Source organism: Stenotrophomonas sp. PS02289 (assembly GCF_029960115.1).
Taxonomy (GTDB): Bacteria; Pseudomonadota; Gammaproteobacteria; order Xanthomonadales; family Xanthomonadaceae; genus Stenotrophomonas.
In genome coordinates, this window is the sequence record NZ_JASCOZ010000276.1 from 1 (window position 1) to 3,295 (window position 3,295).

At 65.9% G+C, this 3,295-nt stretch carries 2 protein-coding genes; both read left to right on the top strand.

Annotated features, from left to right (window positions below):
• The first annotated feature begins 144 nt into the window (after positions 1–144).
• The gene (locus tag QMX83_RS20835) at positions 145–768 is read left to right on the top strand and encodes a DUF937 domain-containing protein (RefSeq protein ID WP_282298530.1); all 624 of its coding nucleotides are present in this window, start codon (positions 145–147) and stop codon (positions 766–768) included.
• Between the two features lie 174 nt (positions 769–942).
• A complete protein-coding gene (katG, locus tag QMX83_RS20840; protein ID WP_282298529.1) occupies positions 943–3,156 on the top strand; it encodes a catalase/peroxidase HPI in 2,214 nt (737 codons plus the stop codon).
• The last annotated feature ends 139 nt before the right edge of the window (positions 3,157–3,295 follow it).

Sequence of the window (3,295 nt, forward strand, 5' to 3'; positions counted from 1 at the left end):
GGCCGGCCCAGGCGGTCCGTGGGCCGGCCAACGGCCGGCGCTACCGATGCCGCGTGATCCCAATGCCCGGCGTGAAGCCTTCGCATTCCTTTAGTGCACGCGGCGTTATGCTCCGCCGGTCCCCCACCTGGACCCAAGGAGTCGATCGTGAACACGCAATCGCTCACTGCTTCGCTCTTCTCGCAATTGCAGAACGGACCTGCCCTGCAGCAGGTCTCCCAGCAACTCGGCATGGACAGCAGCCAAGCCTCCCAGGCCATCGGTGCCGCGCTGCCACTGCTGATGGGTGGCCTGGCCAACAACGCCAGCCAGCCACAAGGGGCCCAGTCCCTGCTCAACGCCCTGCAGCGCGACCACCTCGGTGGCGGCGGCGCGGACACGGGCGGTTTCGATCTCGGCGGACTGATCGGCGCGGTACTGGGCGGCGGCGGTGCCAGCAGTCCCGCCACCAACGGACTGGGCATCCTCGGTCACGTGTTCGGTGGCCAGACCCCACAAGCCGCCAGCCTGCTGGGCCAGAAAACCGGCCTGGACAGTGGCCGCTCCGGCCAGCTGCTGGCCATCCTCGCGCCCATCGTGATGTCGTTCCTGGCACAACGCTTCGCCCAGCAGGGCAACGCCGGGCAGCTCAGCCAGGCCTTGGGTGAGGAGAACCGCCAGACCGGCGGCGGCGGCATCGGCGACCTGCTCGGTGGCGTGCTGGATCAGGACGGCGACGGCAAATTCGGCGTCAGCGACGTCCTGGGACTGCTCGGCGGCAAGCGCTGAGCACCACGATGGCCGGGCCCTGTGCGGCCCGGCCATCGTCGATAGATTTCAACTATCGATACAGAAGAATCAATCGATTTTACCTATCGAGCAACGTTCACTATCGTCAAGGCACTCCCACACGCCTTGTTCGCGAGGCCACTCCCTCTCTCGCCAGTACACAGGTAGATACCGATGAAAAGCGAAGCCAAGTGCCCGTTCAATCACGCCGTCGTCGGCGATGCCACCACCAATCGCGACTGGTGGCCCCAACAGCTCCGTGTGGACCTGCTCAACCAGCACTCCGCCCGTTCCAACCCGCTGGCTGCGGACTTCGATTACCCGGCCGCGTTCGCCAAGCTTGATTACGCTGCGCTCAAAGCAGATCTGAAAGCGCTGATGACCGACTCGCAGGAGTGGTGGCCGGCCGACTTCGGTCACTACGGCGGCCTCTTCATCCGCATGGCCTGGCACAGCGCGGGCACCTACCGCATTGGTGACGGTCGCGGTGGCGGCGGTCGTGGCCAGCAGCGCTTCGCACCGCTCAACAGCTGGCCGGACAACGTCAGCCTGGACAAGGCACGTCGTCTGCTGTGGCCGATCAAGCAGAAGTACGGACAAGCCATTTCCTGGGCCGACCTGTTGATCCTCACCGGCAACGTCGCGCTGGAATCGATGGGCTTCAAGACCCTCGGCTTTGCCGGTGGTCGCCCGGATACCTGGGAACCCGACCAGGACGTGTACTGGGGTCGCGAGACCACCTGGCTGGGCGGCGACGTGCGCTACGCGCATGGCTCCGAAGGCGTGCAGGAAGATCACGGCGTGCTGGTGTCCGATGACGACGCCGACGGCGACATCCACTCACGCAAGCTGGAAAACCCGCTGGCTGCGGTGCAGATGGGCCTGATCTACGTGAACCCTGAAGGTCCGGATGGCAATCCGGATCCGCTGAAGGCGGCGCTGGACATCCGCGACACCTTCGGGCGCATGGCGATGGACGACGAGGAAACCGTCGCACTGATCGCGGGCGGCCACACCTTCGGCAAGACCCACGGTGCCGGCCCGGCCGACAACGTCGGCCATGAACCGGAAGCGGCCGGACTGGAAAGCCAGGGCCTGGGCTGGGCCAGCAAATTCCGCAGCGGCAAGGGCGGTGACACCATCACCAGCGGACTGGAAGTGACCTGGACCCGCACCCCGGCCAAATGGAGCCACGACTTCTTCCAGATTCTGTTCGGGCACGAATGGGAACTGACCAAGAGCCCGGCCGGCGCGCACCAGTGGGTCGCCAAAGACGCCGAGGCCGTGATTCCCGACGCGCACGACCCGTCGAAGAAGCATCGCCCGACCATGCTCACCACCGACCTGTCGCTGCGTTTTGATCCCACCTACGAGCAGATCTCGCGGAAGTTCCTCGCCAATCCGCAGGCCTTCGCCGATGCTTTCGCCCGCGCGTGGTTCAAGCTCACTCACCGTGACATGGGCCCGCGTGCGCGCTACCTGGGGCCGGAAGTGCCGGCCGAACAGTTCATCTGGCAGGACCCGCTGCCGGACGCACCGAAGACCCCGATCAGCGCGCAGGACATCGCCGCGCTGAAGCAGCAGATCGCCGACAGCGGACTCAGCGTGGCCGAACTGGTGTCCACCGCGTGGGCGTCGGCCTCGACCTTCCGCGGTTCGGACAAGCGCGGTGGTGCCAATGGCGCACGCATCCGCCTGGCTCCGCAGAAGGACTGGGCCGTGAACCAGCCCAAGCAGCTCGCCAAGGTGCTGGCCGCGCTGGAGAAGATCCAAAGTGGCTTCAAGGGCGAGGTGTCGCTGGCCGACCTGATCGTGCTCGGCGGTGCGGTTGGCGTGGAGAAGGCCGCCAAGGCCGGCGGCTACGACGTCACCGTACCGTTTACCCCGGGCCGTACTGACGCCAGCCAGGAACAGACCGACGTGGAATCGTTCGCGGTGCTGGAACCGGCGGCCGATGGTTTCCGCAACTATGTGCGCGGTCGCTTCAGCGTACCTGCCGAAGCATTGTTGATCGACAAGGCGCAGCTGCTTACGTTGACCGCGCCGGAAATGACGGCACTGGTCGGCGGCCTGCGCGTGCTGGGCGCGAATGTTGATGGCAGCAAGGACGGTGTTTTCACCGACCGTCCCGGCACGCTCAGCAATGACTTCTTCGTCAACCTGCTCGACATGGGCACGCAGTGGAAGGCCAAGGGCGACGGTTACGAAAGCAGCGGCAAGGGAAGCTGGACCGGTACGCGTGCGGACCTGGTGTTCGGGTCCAACTCGGTGCTGCGTGCGTTGGCCGAGGTGTACGCCAGTGCCGATGGCGGCAAGAAATTCGTGCAGGACTTCGTGGCCGCATGGGCACGGGTGATGGAGTTGGACCGGTACGATCTGCATCGGTAAGCCGGGCATTTGGGGCGCACGACCAACGGTCGTGCGCTACCGGATCCTGTGCAACCGTACGGCCCGACCGAAACCGTGGGGATATCGGCACCATGACCCGGTAGCGCCCGCCCGTGGCCGGCCCCCGCCGGTTGGGGGG

Excerpts from the sequence above, each read along its gene's own strand:
- katG (WP_282298529.1), top strand. The coding sequence starts at position 943 with ATGAAAAGCGAAGCCAAGTGCCCGTTCAATCACGCCGTCGTCGGCGAT.